At 66.0% G+C, this 15722-nt stretch carries 14 protein-coding genes and 1 riboswitch; of the genes, 10 read left to right on the top strand and 4 right to left on the bottom strand.

Annotation, left to right across the window (positions count from 1 at the left end; translation table 11 throughout):
- Positions 1-21: 21 nt before the first annotated feature.
- The 3 genes from glpK to Q5923_RS02000 form a co-directional block, all read right to left on the bottom strand.
- Positions 22-1512 (bottom strand): glycerol kinase GlpK, encoded by a 1491-nt coding sequence (gene glpK, locus Q5923_RS02010; protein WP_303131812.1) that lies wholly within the window; start codon positions 1510-1512, stop codon positions 22-24.
- The gene (locus tag Q5923_RS02005; protein WP_303131810.1) at positions 1509-2480 is read right to left on the bottom strand and encodes an alpha/beta fold hydrolase; all 972 of its coding nucleotides are present in this window, start codon (positions 2478-2480) and stop codon (positions 1509-1511) included. The genes glpK and Q5923_RS02005 overlap by 4 nt, the downstream gene beginning before the upstream one ends.
- A 285-nt stretch (positions 2481-2765) precedes the next feature.
- Positions 2766-3566: a spermidine synthase gene (locus Q5923_RS02000; protein ID WP_303131808.1), complete on the bottom strand. Its 801-nt coding sequence runs from the start codon at positions 3564-3566 to the stop codon at positions 2766-2768.
- A gap of 735 nt (positions 3567-4301) precedes the next feature.
- Between Q5923_RS02000 and Q5923_RS01995 the strand changes: the two genes are divergently transcribed.
- The 10 genes from Q5923_RS01995 (at position 4302) to Q5923_RS01950 (ending at position 14693) form a co-directional block, all read left to right on the top strand.
- Positions 4302-5546 (top strand): ATP-binding protein, encoded by a 1245-nt coding sequence (locus tag Q5923_RS01995; RefSeq protein ID WP_009279554.1) that lies wholly within the window; start codon positions 4302-4304, stop codon positions 5544-5546.
- 135 nt (positions 5547-5681) lie between these two features.
- Positions 5682-5762: riboswitch (TPP riboswitch) on the top strand.
- Between the two features lie 54 nt (positions 5763-5816).
- The gene (locus Q5923_RS01990) at positions 5817-6158 is read left to right on the top strand and encodes an MTH1187 family thiamine-binding protein (protein ID WP_009279553.1); all 342 of its coding nucleotides are present in this window, start codon (positions 5817-5819) and stop codon (positions 6156-6158) included.
- A complete protein-coding gene (locus Q5923_RS01985) occupies positions 6159-6932 on the top strand; it encodes an ABC transporter permease (protein WP_303131805.1) in 774 nt (257 codons plus the stop codon).
- Positions 6933-6934: 2 nt separating this feature from the next.
- Positions 6935-7972 (top strand): ABC transporter substrate-binding protein, encoded by a 1038-nt coding sequence (locus Q5923_RS01980; protein WP_303131803.1) that lies wholly within the window; start codon positions 6935-6937, stop codon positions 7970-7972.
- Between the two features lie 3 nt (positions 7973-7975).
- Complete coding sequence (locus tag Q5923_RS01975) at positions 7976-8839, top strand: ABC transporter ATP-binding protein (protein WP_303131801.1); 864 nt, start codon at positions 7976-7978, stop codon at positions 8837-8839.
- A gap of 278 nt (positions 8840-9117) precedes the next feature.
- Positions 9118-9561, top strand: coding sequence for a MarR family winged helix-turn-helix transcriptional regulator (locus Q5923_RS01970; protein ID WP_303131799.1), 444 nt, complete (start codon positions 9118-9120; stop codon positions 9559-9561).
- A gap of 4 nt (positions 9562-9565) precedes the next feature.
- Entirely contained in the window at positions 9566-10414 is an 849-nt protein-coding gene (locus tag Q5923_RS01965) for a DegV family protein (RefSeq protein ID WP_303131797.1), read from the top strand.
- Positions 10415-10613: 199 nt separating this feature from the next.
- Complete coding sequence (locus Q5923_RS01960) at positions 10614-11774, top strand: extracellular solute-binding protein (RefSeq protein WP_009279547.1); 1161 nt, start codon at positions 10614-10616, stop codon at positions 11772-11774.
- A 120-nt stretch (positions 11775-11894) separates the two neighbouring features.
- Entirely contained in the window at positions 11895-13613 is a 1719-nt protein-coding gene (locus tag Q5923_RS01955; protein ID WP_303131794.1) for an iron ABC transporter permease, read from the top strand.
- Between the two features lie 3 nt (positions 13614-13616).
- The gene (locus tag Q5923_RS01950) at positions 13617-14693 is read left to right on the top strand and encodes an ABC transporter ATP-binding protein (RefSeq protein ID WP_009279545.1); all 1077 of its coding nucleotides are present in this window, start codon (positions 13617-13619) and stop codon (positions 14691-14693) included.
- Between the two features lie 107 nt (positions 14694-14800).
- Here the strand turns inward: Q5923_RS01950 and Q5923_RS01945 are convergent, their stop codons facing one another.
- Positions 14801-15625, bottom strand: coding sequence for a hypothetical protein (locus Q5923_RS01945; RefSeq protein WP_303131792.1), 825 nt, complete (start codon positions 15623-15625; stop codon positions 14801-14803).
- Between the last annotated feature and the right edge of the window lie 97 nt (positions 15626-15722).

Here is a 15722-nt window from a genome sequence, read left to right as displayed (position 1 = left end):
GTCCACGCCGCTGCCGGTGCCTCACATGGCCCGGCCCACGGCCCGTGCCCAGCCCGCGAGCAGCCGCTCTGCCTCGGGACGCCCCATCCGGGGCTCGAAGCAGTCATCGTCGCCGCGCAGGCCGCGCAGCTCGTCCGTGCCCGACCAGAAGCCGCTCGTGAGGCCGGCGAGGTAGGCGGCCCCCAGCGAGGTGGTCTCTATGTTCTGGGGCCTCCTCACGCGCATGCCCAGGACGTCCGCCTGGAACTGCGCCAGGAAGTCGTTCCTGGAAGCACCGCCGTCCACGTTGAGCGCGCAGAGGACGCGTCCAGCGTCCGCCTCCATGGCCCTCACCAGGTCGGTCGTCTGGTAGGCCAGGGCCTCGAGGGCGGCACGGGCGATGTGGGCGGGCGTCGTCCCGCGGGTGAGGCCGCAGATGAGGCCGCGCGCCTCGGGTCTCCAGTAGGGGGCGCCAAGCCCCGTGAAGGCGGGCACGATGTAGACCCCGCCGTTGTCCGGGACGCTGCGGGCCAGGTACTCGGTCTCCTCCGCGCTGCGGATGAGCCCCAGCTCGTCCCTGAGCCACTGGATGAGCGCCCCTGCGACGAAGACGCTGCCCTCGAGCGCGTACTGCGTGCGCTCGGTGCCGGGGGCTGCCGCGGCGATGGTCGTGACCAGGTTGTTCTTGGACCGAGCCGCGACGTCGCCGGTGTTCATGAGCAGGAAGCAGCCAGTGCCGTAGGTGTTCTTCGCCTCTCCCGCCTCGAAGCAGCACTGGCCGAAGAGGGCGCTCTGCTGGTCTCCCGCCACGCCGCAGATGGGGATGCCCGCGGGCACGCCGGGGTAGCTCGTCTCGCCGAAGAGGCTGGCCGAGCGCCTGACCTCGGGGAGCATGCAGGCGGGGACGTCGAAGAGGGCGAGCAGCCCCTCGTCCCAGCGGCCCTCGTGGATGTCGTAGAGCAGGGTGCGGCTGGCGTTGGTCTCGTCCGTGGCGTGCACCATGCCGCCGGTGAGCACCCACACGAGCCAGCTGTCTATCGTGCCGAAGAGGAGCTCGCCCGCCTCGGCGCGCTCGCGGGCGCCGGACACGTTGTCGAGCAGCCAGCGTAGCTTGCTGGCGGAGAAGTAGGCGTCGGGCAGGAGGCCCGTCTTGCCCTGCACCATCCGGCGGACCTCGTCCGTGCCGCAGAGCTCCTGCACCATGTCCGCCGTGCGGCGGCACTGCCACACGATGGCATTGGCTATGGGCTCTCCGGTGCTGGGGTCCCAGACCATGGTGGTCTCGCGCTGGTTGTCTATGCCGATGGCCGCCACGTTGCGCTCGCTCAGCCCGTGGCGGCTCACCAGCTCGGTGAGCGATCCCAGCTGCGAGAGGAGTATCTCTTGCGGGTTGTGCTCGACCCAGCCGGGCTGGGGATATATCTGCTGGTAGCTGCGCTGCACGCAGTCGACCATGCGACCCTCGCGGTCGACGAGCACGGCGCGCGACGAGGTGGTGCCCTGGTCCAGGGCTATGACGTAGTCCTTGCTCATCTCTCTTCTCCCAAGTGTTCGTCGAACCAGCGGGTAACGTCGTCGAAGACGAGCTGGCGCGCGTCTTCCTTCAAGATCTCGTGGCGCATGTTGGCATAGAGGTGGTACGCGACGTCGGCCGAGCCGGCGTCGCGGGCGAGGTCTGCGGACCGGGTGACCCCACGGCCGAAGTCGCCCACCGGGTCCTCCGCCCCCGCGACGAAGAGGAGCGGCAGGTCGTTGGGGACGTGCCGCGCGCACTCGGGCGAGCAGGCCTCGCGGGTGAGCTCGGTGAGGGTGGCGTAGCCCCCGGCCGAGAAGAGGAAGCCGCAGGACTTGTCTGCGATGTACTCGTCGACGTTGCGCTGGTTGTGCGAGAGCCAGTCGAACTCGGTGCGCGCGTGGGGCACTGCCTTGGCGTACGCTCCGTCGGCCATGGAGTGGAGGAGCTCGCTCTTGTGGGCGTCGCCGCGCAGGCAGGCGATGAGGCGTGCCAGGGCGTGACCGGCGGCGGACGTGGCGGGGGGCACGAAGCCCGTGCCGCAGATGACGGCGCCGGCAAGGCCGTCCGCATGCTCGGAGACGTAGGCGCGCGCGACGAAGCTGCCCATGGAGTGGCCGAAGACGAAGTGGGGGAGTCCCTCTCCCAAGATGGGCGAGACGAGCCGCCTCAGGCGATGGACGTCCTCGACGAGGATGTCGCGGCCGCCGTGCGAGGGAAGGACGCCCCACTTGGTTGCGGGAGCGCTGAGGCCGTGGCCGATCTGGTCGTGCCCGCAGACGGCGTAGCCCCGCCGCACGAGGTGGCGGGCGAACTCGTCGTAGCGCCCGACGTGCTCCGCCATGCCGTGGATCAGCTGGACCACGGCGCGGGGCTCCTCTCCCACGCCCCTCCAGACGTAGCCGTGAATGCGGGAGACCTCGTCCGCGGAGTCGAACCCGACCTCTTGGCGCTCGACGCGCAGTGACGGCGACGCCTCTTGCTCCATGGGTCCCTCCCTTCCGTCACAGACGTCCTGTGCGTCAGATTGTATGCAGGTCAGAAGGGGGTCTGCGGGGCGCTTCCGTGAGGAGTTCCTATGCTTCGATGGGCGCGGGATGATTGGATAATATATGCGTTCAGAGGCGTTTTTGCGCCGTTCGCGGGAGGGGGCCGGGTGGGTGCGGCCGGGGCGGGCCGCCATCGTGCGGGGGCGCGTGGCCGAGGCTGGCGTGCGGCGGCGAGCGCGCGGCTGGGTTGTCGCGTAGGGGCGAGCGCGAGGACGGGGCCTGCACTACAGGCCGAGCGCGCTTGTGTCGAGGGCTCCGTCGAGCTCGGGCGCGGCGTCTGTTGCCACCACGACGTTGTTGTCGGGCAGGTCGGCCTCGTCGGCGCCGCAGGGCAGGACGAGTACCGTCTTGAAGCGCTCACCGAGGAGGGGAAGGAGTCCCGCCAGGGGAGCTGAGCCCGGCCCTTCGAGTGCGCTCACGACGTTGATGAGGTAGAGGCCGTGCGACAGGAGGCGAGTGCGGACAAGGTCGAGGGCCTCGGGCGAGGAGAGGCTTGCGAGGGGTTCTTCCGCCTGGAAGCAGTCGTTGAGTATCGCGTCGTAGCGCTGGTCCGTCGTGCGGAGGAAGTCCAGGGCGTCGGCCTGGTGCAGCCGCAGGCGACCCTTCGCCTGGGCATGGTAGCGCTCCTCGAGGCGGTCGAGGAAGAAGTGGCGCCGTGCGAGCTCGAGCATGAGGGGGTCGACCTCGACGACGTCGACCGTCGCCTCGGGATGGTGGGCGATGGCGTACTTGGGGTAGGCGCAGGCACCTCCGCCCAGCATGAGGACGTTGCCGGTGGCATGGGCGGCCACGAGTACATCGTCGTAGAGGCGATGGTAGGGGAAGGCCAGCTCGCACCAGCCGTCGTCCAGGTAGGTGGCGCTCTGCCAGCTGCCGTCGACCTCGAGGATCCGCACGGGCAGGCCGTCCACGTCAAGCGTGTCCAGGACGCGGACGGGACCAAACATGCCGTGGGGGTAGCGTGCCACGACGCGCATGGGCGCGACGCGTCCGAGCAGGCCGTCTATGAGGTGGGACAGTGACATGCGGCTCCCTTCGGGGCCATTCTGACACGTCGGGGGCATGGGGTGTCGTCGTGGCGGGCTGTCGCGACGGTCGTCGTGGCGGGCGGCGGCGGGGCCATACGGCGGCTGCCACCCGGCTGAGCTCGTCGAGAAAACGCTCGTAGAGCTTGATTGGCTCATCGAAAAAGTGAGCGCCGTAGACGAGTGGGCTCTCTGTACGGAGGGAACCGAAGCCGAGGTTTGGTCTTCGACCGAGGGTGGTTCCTATACTTGGATGCACTCGTTCAACCAGCGCATCGGCATGCACGGAAACAAGTTTTTTCGACGGGCCCAGCCCCTATGTCGAGACGCCTCACCTTTGTCAGGAGCCAATTGGGGAGTCTGGCGCGCATGGAGCGCAGTGCATGAGAATCGTATGTCTCGACCAAGAGGCGGAGACCGTCGCTTTTGATTCGCTGGGACTGCAGGATGAGGCGAAGGTCGCGCGAGAGTTCTATGTGACTTCCAATAAGGCACCTCTTCTCTCCGAGGGTGAGTATTGGACTGCCGAAAGCATTCACAGATTACTGATCGCCTCGATAGAGACTGGCAACCCCATCAGACGGGAGTGACCATGGAAGCCCTGAGACTTGACGTTTATGGCGATGCGGTTCCTGATCTTGTTGAAATATCGAAGGCTGTATAAAACCATTTATAGGGTGGTACTTCTGTTAAAATTTGTAAGAGTACTACCCTAAAACGCCTTTGGAGACATGTATGGAGCCTATCTATCGGCGCGAGCTTTACCTCTCGAGGATCCGTCCCTTCGTGAAGCACGCTGACCTTATCAAGGTAATCACGGGGGTGCGTCGCTGCGGGAAGTCCACCGTCATGCGGATGGTGGCCGACGAGCTGGCGGAGCAGGGCGTGCCGGAGCGCAACCTCGTGTTCCTCGACCTCGACTCGCGCGGCTACCGCAAGGTGAGGACTGCGGACGCGCTCGACGAGCTCATCGAGCGCGTCTCGGCCCCGGAGGGCATGACCTACCTCTTCATTGACGAGGTGCAGAACGTTGAGGGCTTCGAGGAGGTGCTCAACGCTTGGCGTGGGGAGGGGACACACTCCATCTTCATCACAGGCTCGAACTCCTACCTGCTTTCCGGCGAGCTCGCCACCAAGCTCACCGGTCGCTACTTGGAGTTCGAGGTCTTTACGCTCACTTTTGCTGAGTACGAGGGGATGAAACGCCTCTACGGGAAGGAGATAAGCCCCAATGTCGCCGAGGAGTTCGACCACTTCATCCTCGAGGGCGGCTTTCCCCGCGCGGTCGACCTCGCCACGTTGGCGGAGAAGCGGACCTACGTCGAAGGTGTTGTGCGTGAGATCTTCGAGAAGGACGTCAAACGCCGTGTTCAGGTGCGTAATGTGTCGGTCTTCGAGCGCGTCCGAGACTACATGATCAACAACTTTGGGTCGACGACGAGCATCAGGAACATCGCTGCATACTTCCGTGATGTCGAGGGGGTACCCATCAAGGAGGAGACGGTGCACCGCTACGTCACCGTTCTTGAAGAGGCCAAGATTCTCTACCGCTGTCCGCGCTTCGACATGAAGTCGAGGCGCTCTCTTGCCCGCGAGCAGAAGTACTACCTTGCCGATCTCGGGTTCTACTTTGCCCTCAACACCGACAATCGCATCAACTACGGTCCCGTGCTCGAGAACGTGGTGTACGAGTACGCCCGCGCGCAAGGCTACTCCGCAAGTGTCGGTAGGATTGGGAAGCTCGAGTGCGACTTCATCCTGCGCGATGGTGCGCAGGACTACTCGTACGTGCAGGTCTCCTATACCATCGCCGAGCGCTCCACCGAGGACCGCGAATACGCATCACTCGAGAAGGCCCGCGACGGCTATCCCAAATACCTCCTCACCTGCGATCATCTGCTGCAGAAGCGTAGTGGCGTCATCCACGAGAACCTCATCCGCTTTGTGTCGGAGGAAAGGCGGTTCGGATTCGGGCGGTGACAAACCCAACTGCGGACCATCCCACCCCGGCACCCCGTCAGGGATCGTGTGATGTGCCACATCCAAAGCACTATAATGCTTGTCGAAAAAAGGGGAGCTGGCGCACGCCGGCTGAGACTGGGGCCAAGGCGCCCCTGACCCTGGGGCGGCCGCCGACGGCTGCCGCCCGTACCTGATCTGGGTAATGCCAGCGTAGGGACCAAGGCACACGCTTTGCGCGGGTCCCGGTCTAGGCGGGCCGCCGCGAGGCACCCGCAGAGGGGAGTGCCTATGAACTGTTCCGTTGCCCTCCAGTACCTGCCCATGAACGCGGGCTCCGACGACGAGGTCTGCCGCATCGTGGACGAGGTCATCGCCGCGATCGACGCCTCGGGCCTCGACTACTACGTCGGGCCCTTCGAGACCGCGATAGAAGGCGACTTCGACGCCTGCATGGAGCTCGTGAAGCGCTGCATCGAGGCAGGTGCCAAGGCCGGCTGCGCCGAGAGCGCCAGCTACGTGAAGATCTCGTACCGTCCTGGCGGCGACGTCATGTCCACCGAGCACAAGATCGGCAAGTACCACCAGACGGACTCCGAGTTCGCCCCCAAGGCAGAGGGCGCGGTGGCCTAGGTGACCACGCCCTCGCGCACGCGCACGCGCAAGGTCCTGGTCCCGCTCCTCGCCGTCGCGGCGCTCCTCGCCCTGTGGCAGCTCGTCGTGACAGGGGGGCTCGTTCCCAACTTCCTGCTGCCCACGCCCGTCCAGGTGGTTGCCGCCCTTGCGGGCGACCTGCCACTCCTTGCCGCGCATGCCGCGACGACCCTGGTCGAGGCCGCCCTGGGACTCGCCATCGGCTGCGCCGTGGGCTTCGCCTTCGCCGTGCTCATGGACCGCTTCGATATCGTCTACCTGGCCTTCGAGCCCCTCGTCACCCTGTCGCAGACCATCCCGACCGTCGCCGTGGCGCCGCTTCTGGTGCTGTGGTTCGGCTACGGCCTGGCACCCAAGGTGGTTCTCATCGTGCTCACCACCTTCTTCCCGGTGACGGTCTCGCTCGTGGGGGGCTTCCGCTCGGTCGACCCTGACCTCATAGACCTCATGCGCACCATGAACGCCACCCGCTGGCAGGTCTTCTGGGAGGTCAAGCTCCCCGCTGCGGCCGAGCAGTTCTTCAGCGGCCTGCGCATCAGCGCCACCTACGCCATCGTGGGCGCGGTGATTGCCGAGTGGCTGGGCGGCTTCTCTGGCCTGGGCGTCTACATGACCCGCGTGCGCAAGTCCTTCTCGTACGACCGCATGTTCGCCGTGATCGTGCTGATCTCGGCGCTCTCGCTGGCGCTCATGGCCGGCGTCGACCTTCTGCAACGCATCTGCATGCCCTGGAAGAGGGCAGAGAGGAAATAGAGATGAACAGCTTCGTCACCACTGCCAACCTCAGCCGCCGTGGCCTCATCGCCGCATCGACCGCCGCCGCGAGCTCGCTTGTGCTCGCCGGCTGCGGCGCCGGCACCGCCGCGCCCGCCGCCGACACCAAGGAGAAGACGAAGGTCACCTTCTGTCTGGACTACACGCCCAACACGAACCACACGGGCATCTACGTGGCGCAGCACGAGGCCTACTTCGACGAGGAGGGCCTGGAGGTCAGCATCGTCCAACCCGCCGAGGACACGGCCGAGACCATGATCGGCTCGGGCCAGGCCCAGCTCGGCGTGAGCTACCAGGACTACATCGCCAACGTGCTCAGCAACTCGCCCGACCTCCCCGTCACGGCGGTCGCTGCCATCCTGCAGCACAACACCTCCGGAATCATGAGCCGCAAGGAGGATGCGATAACCTCCGCCAAGGGCATGGAGGACCACGTCTACGCCACCTGGGACATGCCCATCGAGCAGGCGACCATCAAGGACGTGGTCGAGGCCGACGGCGGAGACTACTCGAAGGTGAGGATGGTCCCCTACGCCGTGGACGACGAGATCGCGGGCCTGCGCGCCAACATGTTCGACACCGTGTGGGTCTACGAGGGCTGGGCGGTGCAGAACGCCGCCGTCCAGGGCTACGACGTCAACTACTTCAGCTTCATCGACATGGACGAGGTGTTCGACTTCTATACGCCGGTGATCGCGGCCAACCCCGAGTTCGCGTCGAAGAACCCCGACGTGGTGAAGGCCTTCCTGCGCGCGGTCCGACGCGGCTACGAGTACGCCGTGAAGGACCCCGACTCCGCGGCGGACCTGCTCTGTGCCGAGGTGCCCGAGCTCGACGCGGCCCTGGTGAGGCAGAGCCAGTCCTACCTCAAGGACCAGTACGTGGCCGACGCCGCGAGCTGGGGCGTCATCGACAAGGCCCGCTGGGCGCGCTACTTCCAGTGGCTCAACGACAACGGCCTGGTCGCCAACAAGATCGACGTGGATGCTGGCTGGACCGCAGACTACCTGGAGGCATAGGAGGTGCCGGGGGAGCGGGCGACGGACGCGGAGTCTGCGGACGTGGCGACGGCGGCCACCGGGGCGACGGCGGCCACGTCTCGCTCGCGACCGGGCGGGGGAGAGGGGCTCGCCCTCGAGGCGCGGGGGCTGACCCTCTCCTGGGACGGGGGCGCGCACGTCGTGGCGGAGGACGTGAGCCTCGCGCTGCGGCCTGGCGAGGTGGCCTGCCTGGTGGGCAAGTCCGGCTGCGGCAAGACCACCATCCTGCATGCGCTCTCGGGCCTCGCCCGCCCGCTCGCGGGGAAGGTGCTCCTGCACGGCGAGGACGTGACCGGCGTCCCCGGGCGTGTGAGCTACATGCTGCAGAAGGACCTCCTCCTGCCCAATCGCAGGATCCTGGACAACGTCTGCCTGCCCCTGACCATCGCGGGCACGCCCCGCGCCGAGGCGCGCGAGAGGGCGCTGCCGCTCTTCGAACGCTTCGGTCTCGCCGGCACGGAGGGCCTTTGGCCCTCGGAGCTCTCGGGCGGGATGCGGCAGCGCGCTGCCTTCCTGAGGACCTACCTCATGGGAAACGACGTCGCCCTCCTGGACGAGCCCTTCTCCGCCCTGGACGCCCTCACGAGGGTCGACCTGCGCAGCTGGTACTGCGACATGGCTACGGAGCTGGGAATCGCCTCGCTGGTGATCACCCACGACGTGGACGAGGCCGTGACCATGGCAAGCAGGGTGTACGTGCTTCGCGGCGACCCGAGGTCCGGCGTGCCCAGCCGCGTCGTGGCGGAGCTGGCCGTGCCGCGACCGGCGTCGGGCACGAGCGCGGCGGAGTTCGCGCTCACGCGGGACTTCCTCGACTGCAAGAGGGAGCTCCTCTCGCTTATCTAGGCCGCGGGCTACGATGTGGGTCGCCAGTAGAGGGAAGGGCGGTTTGGCGCGCATTCCATCCGTGGGGTGCGCGCCGTTTTCTTGTGAGCTGGGCAAACGTCGGGCTGAGCGCAGGCAGTCTGTGGTTTGCGCGCGTACGTCCCACAAACTTATTGACTGCTCAACATACAAGCCTAGAATGTTGACCAATCAACAAATGGGGCCGCCGTAAGCGGATCGCTACGAGCTGGTCACCACCAACGGGGCCGCATCGGCCGGCCTGGGAGAAGGGGGGAAGCGTGGACTCGCGTTTCGAGGACTTCGTCGGGCTGGTCTCTGCGGTGGGCAAGGAGGTCAACCGCATCAAGGCGCAGGAGATGCGGCGCTTCGGGCTCAAGGGCACCGACGTGATGTGCCTCTACTACCTGGAGCGGGAGCCCGCGGGCTACACCGCCTCCGAGCTCGCGCGGCTGATCGGCAACGACCGGGCCGCGGTCTCGCGCACGGTGGCGGCGCTCGAGCGCGGCGGTTTCGTGGGGATCGACGTGCCCGAGGGGGGCACGCGCTACAAGTCCCCCATCCGTCTGACCGAGAGGGGCCTTCGCACCATGCGCGAGGTCAACCAGATCATCGAGGACGTCGTGGCCCGAGCGGCCCATGGCGTCGACGAGCCCGACCGCGCGGCGATGTACCGCGCCCTCGGCTCCATAAGGGACAACCTGTTCAAGATCGGCGAGAGGTAGAGACATGGCAGTGCGCATCATCACCGACTCCGCGTCGGACATAGACGACATCGACGATCCCCGGCTGAGGGTGGTGCCCCTCTCCATCAGCTTCGGGGACCAGACCTTCAAGGATGGCGTGGACCTGGACCACGCCCGCTTCTACGAGCTTCTCGTCGAGCGAGAGGAGCTTCCCACTACGGGTCAGGTCACGCCCTTCGAGTGGCAGCAGGCCTTCGATGCGGCGCTCGAGGGGCCGGAGGACGAGCTGGTATGCGTCACCATCTCGAGCAAGCTGAGCGGCACGAACCAGAGCGCCGTCGTGGCGGCGGAGGGCTTCGGTGGTCGCGTGCACGTGGTCGACTCCCTCAACGCCTGCCTGGGCCAGCGCATCCTGGTCGAGCTCGCGCTGAGGCTCGCGGCCGAGGGGAGGGACGCCGACCAGATCGCCTCGGAGCTCATGCGCAAGAGGGGCGACGTCAGGCTCGTGGCCCTGCTCGACACCCTCGAGTACCTGCGCCGCGGCGGGCGCATCGACGCCGTGAGCGCGGGCATCGGGACCATGCTGCAGGTGAAGCCCGTCGTTGCCATCCGCGATGGCGCCGTGGTCACGCTGGGCAAGGCGCGTGGGTCGAAGAACGGCCGCAACCTCCTCAGCGAGGAGGTGGAGCGCTCCGGCGGCATCGACATCGGCCTACCCCTCGCCATCGGCTACTCGGGCCCCTCCGACCACCTGCTCAGGAAGTACGTGGAGGACTCGCGCTGGCTCTGGGAGGGGAGGCTCGACGAGATCCCCGTGCACACCGTGGGGAGCACCGTGGGCACCCACGTGGGTCCCGGGGGCATCGCCCTGGCGTACTTCTCGCAGGCTTAGATTCTCGCGGGCTGGCCTTGTCGGCCGGCCCGCGTGCCATTGGTGGCCGGCATGCATGCTATTGGTCACCCCTTGCATACCGTTTGGCGATATCTGCCTGCTTGGCACCACATCTTGCGCCGCTTGGGTGCCATGGTAGGCGGAGTGGGCCAGCCGGCCCCGAGCAAACATCAGCCCAAACCATTTATGGAGGGACGACATGGCACACATCACCCGTAGGAACTTCCTCGCCGGCTCTGCGGCTCTTGCAGTGACGGCCGGTCTCGCCGGCTGTGGCGGCGGGTCCAACGGCGCCGCCACCGACGCCGCCAAGGACTCCGGCAAGGACCTGAGCCGCATCGCCTCGCAGGAGATGATCGACGCGGCAAAGAAGGAAGGCACCCTCGTGGTGTACGGCTCCTGCGAGGAGGCCCACGTCGCGGCCTGCTGCCAGCACTTCCAGGACCTCTTTGGCATCGAGACCCAGTACCAGCGCCTCTCCACCGGCGAGGTCGAGTCCAAGGTCGAGGAGGAGAAGGGCAACCCCTCCGCCGACGTCTGGTTCGGCGGCACCACCGACCCCTACAACGTCGCCGTCACCAAGGGCATTCTCGAGCCCTACCAGGCCAACAACGCCAGCCACCTCATCAGTGACGTCTACCGCGACCCCGACGGCAACTGGTACGGCATCTACAAGGGCATCCTGGGCTTCTTCTTCAACAAGGACGAGCTCGAGCGCAAGTCCCTCGAGGCTCCCACCGACTGGCCCGACCTCCTGAGCGACAAGTACAAGGACCTCATCTGGATGTCCAACTACAACACGGCCGGCACCGCCAAGCTGATCCTCAACACCGTCATCCAGAAGTACGGCCACGACGAGGGCATCAAGTACCTGGTAGACCTCGACAAGAACGTCCAGGTCTACACCAAGTCCGGCTCTGGCCCCTCCAAGAACGTCGGCACCGGCGAGTGCACCATCGGCCTGGGCTTCCTGCACGACGCCGTCTTCCAGATGGTCGACAACGGCTATGGCAACATCGGCATGTCCATCCCCTCGTCCGGCGCGTCCTACGAGGTCGGCGCCACGGCCATCTTCAAGGGCTGCAAGCACCCCAACGCCGCCAAGCTCTGGATCGAGTACGCCCTCTCGCCCGAGTGCGTCGAGCGCGCACAGGAGGTCGGCGCCTACCAGTTCCTGGTCATCGACGACGCCAAGCAGCCCGAGGTCGTCAGCCAGTTCGGCCTCGACCCCGACAACGTCATGAACTACGACTTCGCGGACGCCAAGGCCAACACCGAGCAGTACGTCGACGACATCATGAAGGCGCTCGCAAGCTCCGGCGCCGACACCGGCGACACCAAGCGCTTCCAGACCGAGTAGCGGAGAAGCCCCAACCGCGCCCTGACGCGGCAGCGAGCCGGGTGGGTGGAGATTCCATCCGCCCGGCTCTTCTGCATCGGGGTGCGCGCCGTATTGGCCCACGACCTAGGGAGGGGAGCAATGGCCAAGAATCAGAGCGCCCAGCTTGACCGCAAGAAGCTGATGGCCGACCCGATCATGGTCACCACCATTGCCGTGCTCATAGCGTTCCTGACGCTGTTCATTCTGTATCCGCTGGCCATCCTGATGGTGGACAGCATCGTGGGGGAGAATGGCCCCACGCTCGACGTCTTCAAGCGCGTGCTCTCGATGCCGTCCTTCGACACGGCCATCACCAACACGCTGAGGGTGGGCTTTTTCGTCGGCATCCTGGCGGCCCTCATCGGCCTTCTCTTTGCCTACGTCGAGGAGTACGTGCAGCTCAAGACCAAGTTCGTGAGCGGCCTGTTCAAGGTCGTCTCGATGCTGCCCGTCGTCTCGCCGCCGTTCGTGCTCTCGCTCTCGGTCATCATGCTCTTCGGCAAGGCGGGCATCATCACCCGCTATCTGCTGGGCATCTATGACAACAACGTGTACGGCTTCTGGGGCATCGCCCTGGTGCAGACCCTGACCTTCTTCCCGGTCTGCTACATGATGTTCCGCGGCCTGCTCAAGAACATCGACCCGTCGCTCGAGGAGGCCGCCCGCGACATGGGCGCCTCCCGCTGGAAGGTCTTCACCTCCGTCACGCTGCCCCTGATCCTCCCGGGCCTGGGCAACGCCTTCCTGGTGACCTTCATCGAGTCCATCGCCGACTTTGCCAACCCCATGCTCATCGGCGGCTCCTACGATACGCTGGCGACCTCGATCTACCTGCAGATCACCGGTGCCTACGACAAGCAGGGCGCCGCGGCGATGGCGGTTGTCCTCCTCTTCATCACCCTGGCCATGTTCGTGGTCCAGAAGTACGTGCTCGAGGCCAAGTCCACGGCCACCCTCACGGGCAAGGCGAGCCGCGCGCGCATGCTCATCACCGACAACTCCGTGCGCCTGCCCCTCTCGGCCCTCTGTGGCGCCATCGCGATCTTCGTCATCATGATGTACGTCTGCGTGCCCTTCGGCGCCCTCTTCAAGACCTGGGGCTACGACTTCAGCCTGACCACCAAGTGGTTCCAGCAGGTCTTTACCATGCACCATGGCTTCCAGGCCTTCCGCGACTCCTTCCTGCTGTCGCTGATCGCGAGCCCGATCACCGCGCTCCTCTCTATGATTATCTCGTACCTGGTGGTCAAGAGGAACTTCCGCACCAAGGGCTTCATCGAGGCCGTGTCCATGCTGGCCATGGCCGTCCCGGGCACCGTCCTGGGCGTCGGCTACATCCGCGGCTTCTCGGGCGGCATCTTCCACACCGGCCTCATGCAGGGGCTCTATGGAACGGGCGCCATCCTGATCATCGTCTTCATCGTGCGCTCGCTGCCCACCGGCACGCGCTCGGGCATCTCGGCCCTGAGGCAGATCGACAAGTCGATCGAGGAGTCCGCCTACGACATGGGCGCCAACTCGCTGCAGGTCTTCATGACCGTCACGCTGCCCCTGATCAAGGACTCGTTCCTCTCGGGCCTCGTGACCGCCTTCGTGCGCTCGATCACCGCCATCTCGGCCATCATCCTGCTCGTGACGCCGCAGTTCCTGCTCATCACGGTGCAGATCAACGAGTACGCTGAGAAGGGCGCCTACGGCGTCGCCTGCGCGTTCGCCACGATCCTCATTGCCATCACCTACGGTGCCGTGCTCCTGATGAACGTCGCCATCAAGCACTTCGGCACCAGCGCCAAGATCAAGACCACCGAGGAGGACTAAGCCATGGCCAAGGAGAAGAAGGGCGTGCGCCTGGAGCACATCTCCAAGATCTACCAGGACCCCAAGACCGGCAAGGACTTCTATGCCGTCCATGACGCCAACATCAACATCGAGCCCGGCGAGTTCGTGACGCTGCTGGGACCCTCCGGCTGCGGCAAGACCACCATCCTGCGCATGATCGCCGGATTCGAGAGCCCCAACGAGGGAGAGATCTACCTGGGAGAAGAGGCCATCAACGAGCTCACGCCCAACAAGCGCGACACGGCCATGGTCTTCCAGAGCTACGCGCTGCTCCCGCACTACAACATCTTCGACAACGTGGCCTACGGCCTCAAACTGCGCAAGATGGACAAGGACACCATCCGCGAGAAGGTCACCAACATCCTGGGGCTCGTGGGCCTCGAGGGCATGGAAGACCGCATGACCAACCAGCTCTCGGGCGGCCAGCAGCAGCGCGTCGCCCTGGCCCGCGCGCTGGTCATCGAGCCAGGCGTGCTGCTCTTTGACGAGCCGCTCTCGAACCTCGACGCCAAGCTCCGCGTGGACATGCGCACCGAGATCCGCCGCATCCAGCAGGAGGCAGGCATCACGGCCGTCTACGTCACGCACGACCAGTCCGAGGCCATGGCCCTCTCGGACAAGATCATCGTCATGAAGAAGGGCGTCGTCGACCAGATTGGCGACCCGCACACCGTGTACTACCGCCCGGTGGACGAGTTCGTGGCCGACTTCATCGGCGAGTCCAACTTCCTGCGCGGCAAGCTGGCGTCCATCGACGGCGAGTCCGGCCAGGTCATGGTCGAGGGCCGTGCCATCGAGGTCGCCGAGCGCAACGGCAAGGCCGTGGGTGACGACGTGACGCTGGTGCTGAGGCCGGAGTCCGCCCACGTGGCCGACGAGGGCGCGCTGCCCTGCGAGGTCGTGCTCTCGCGCTTCATGGGGCACTACCAGAACTACCACGTGCGCTGCGGCGAGCACCTGGTCAAGATCACCGAGTTCAACCCCAAGAACAAGAGGATCTACGAGGTGGGCGAGAAGGCCTTCCTCGACTTCCACGCGAGTGATGTCCACGTGCTGTAAGACGAGCTGTGGGGTGTACATTTCAGATTTGAAATGTACACCCTAAGCGATTGAGCTGGGCAAATGGGAGAGACTGTACATTCTGTCGTTGAAATGTACAGTCTCTCTCACCTTTTCAATTCTTCGAGGACCCTGGCGCGAACCGCCTGGAGCGTTGGGTCCTCCAACAACGTGCGGGCTCGCCCGTCTCGCCTTCTCGCCCCTCGTTCGGCGCAGGAGACGAGCTGGCACAAGAGGAGCTCAAGGCCGGCGGGCCCCCTCAGGTCCTCGGCGGTCACGGGAAGGATGGTGAGCCCCTGGCTCGCGAGGTCCCGGTCCCGGCGCCGGTCATCGACGTACCTCTCGCGTATCTGTGCCCTCAGCCGTTGGACCACGCGCTGGCGTTCGGCGTTTCCTGGGTCGCATGCCACGGCTATCGCGGCGGACTCGAGGGACGAGAGCGCAAGGTGGTCGTGGCCGTCGTAGTTGAGGCCCACGCCCGTGCCCTCGAGCAGGATGTCCGGGACGCGCGAGGGCCTGGTCATGGGCGCGCCAGCCTGGAAGACGCGGGCATTGAGCGTGAGTGGCGCCAGGGGGAACCCGCCCTCTTGCGCGGGCAGCAGGAGGAGCGCAGCCAGCATCGCCTCGCGGGGAGACCAGGCGTTGGGGGCGACGAGCGCCGCCACCCTCCTGGCGCGCTCTCTGCCGCGGAGCCACCTTGCGTGCGAGAGGAACCAGAGCATCCTGCCCTGGCTCGTCAGGGGCGGCAGGCCGTAACGAGCGGGGCTGTGCACCGGGTCGAGAGGGTCGCAGGCGAAGCTGCCGCAGAGCTCCATGCCCAGGACGAGGAGCTGCGCGTCCGTCAGGGTCTCTGCCATCTGCGCGAAGGCGAGCTCGGGCGACGAGGCCAGGATGCCTGGGGCGAGCTCGATCGTTGCCGGCCGTGGCGGCATCTCGCTCCAGACATGGCAGGTGACATGCCTTGACCTGATGCGATCGTTCGGCGACCCGACCAGGACGTCCAGGTGGCCTTGGCGATCGAGCAGCGCA

This window comes from uncultured Olsenella sp. (genome assembly GCF_959602185.1).
Taxonomy (GTDB): Bacteria; Actinomycetota; Coriobacteriia; order Coriobacteriales; family Atopobiaceae; genus Olsenella_I; species Olsenella_I phocaeensis.
The sequence above is the reverse complement of the archived record's forward strand: the minus strand, read 5'-3'. Positions and strand labels throughout refer to the sequence as shown.

Excerpts from the sequence above, each read along its gene's own strand:
- glpK (WP_303131812.1), bottom strand. The coding sequence starts at position 1,512 with ATGAGCAAGGACTACGTCATAGCCCTGGACCAGGGCACCACCTCGTCG.
- Q5923_RS01950 (WP_009279545.1), top strand. The coding sequence starts at position 13,617 with ATGGCCAAGGAGAAGAAGGGCGTGCGCCTGGAGCACATCTCCAAGATC.
- Q5923_RS01990 (WP_009279553.1), top strand. The coding sequence starts at position 5,817 with ATGAACTGTTCCGTTGCCCTCCAGTACCTGCCCATGAACGCGGGCTCC.
- Q5923_RS01980 (WP_303131803.1), top strand. The coding sequence starts at position 6,935 with ATGAACAGCTTCGTCACCACTGCCAACCTCAGCCGCCGTGGCCTCATC.
- Q5923_RS02005 (WP_303131810.1), bottom strand. The coding sequence starts at position 2,480 with ATGGAGCAAGAGGCGTCGCCGTCACTGCGCGTCGAGCGCCAAGAGGTC.
- Q5923_RS01960 (WP_009279547.1), top strand. The coding sequence starts at position 10,614 with ATGGCACACATCACCCGTAGGAACTTCCTCGCCGGCTCTGCGGCTCTT.
- Q5923_RS02000 (WP_303131808.1), bottom strand. The coding sequence starts at position 3,566 with ATGTCACTGTCCCACCTCATAGACGGCCTGCTCGGACGCGTCGCGCCC.
- Q5923_RS01945 (WP_303131792.1), bottom strand. The coding sequence starts at position 15,625 with ATGCCGCCACGGCCGGCAACGATCGAGCTCGCCCCAGGCATCCTGGCC.
- Q5923_RS01955 (WP_303131794.1), top strand. The coding sequence starts at position 11,895 with ATGGCCAAGAATCAGAGCGCCCAGCTTGACCGCAAGAAGCTGATGGCC.
- Q5923_RS01995 (WP_009279554.1), top strand. The coding sequence starts at position 4,302 with ATGGAGCCTATCTATCGGCGCGAGCTTTACCTCTCGAGGATCCGTCCC.
- Q5923_RS01965 (WP_303131797.1), top strand. The coding sequence starts at position 9,566 with ATGGCAGTGCGCATCATCACCGACTCCGCGTCGGACATAGACGACATC.